Annotated in this window: 1 protein-coding gene; it reads right to left on the bottom strand. The window is 40.1% G+C overall.

Features of this window, described 5'->3' with window-relative positions; translation table 11 throughout:
* Nucleotides 1-258 (bottom strand): glycosyltransferase (locus UYI_RS39470; protein ID WP_407636607.1); only part of this gene is annotated, 258 nt, incomplete at its 3' end.
* Between the last annotated feature and the right edge of the window lie 273 nt (nt 259-531).

The following is a 531-nucleotide window of genomic DNA, read 5'->3' as shown; positions in this document are numbered from 1 at the left end:
GAGACTACAAGTGTTGTGCCGAGCAATTAAAGGGTTGACTTGAACATGTGTTGCCCCGGCTTGCTGGATCGTTTTGTTAACGATATTCCAGGCTGGATCTTGCTGACTATCAACGACGATGTGCAAGTTGTATTGCGGATAGATTTGTTGAAGCAGGGCACGTATACAGTCGGTTAAGAATGGATCAGCACCTCGCAAGGAAAGGATAACTGCCGCTTTGGGTAACAACTCGTCTTGTATAGTCTTTGAGCTTGGCAAATTCATTGATGATACAAAAGCCAGCACATAAAGTGTCTGCAAAATCACAAAAACTGCCAAAATCCCAAAAATAGCGTCACTAATTCATTCATTAATTGACCTCAAATTCATTAACTCTGCTTGGATAAGCCATACATGTGAATAATCCATTGGGTAGATGCATTGCTCATAGCTGTTAACTGAAGCGAAATGGGAGAAAATTTTTAGAATTAGAATGTTATCGCAGCTTTGGTAATCTTGATCTAAACATTAGATTTCAGTGTCGGTACTACT

Source organism: Fischerella muscicola PCC 7414, assembly GCF_000317205.1.
In the GTDB taxonomy this organism is placed as follows: domain Bacteria; phylum Cyanobacteriota; class Cyanobacteriia; order Cyanobacteriales; family Nostocaceae; genus Fischerella; species Fischerella muscicola.
Note: the sequence above shows the minus strand (reverse complement) of the source record. Positions and strands in the feature narration are given on the sequence as shown.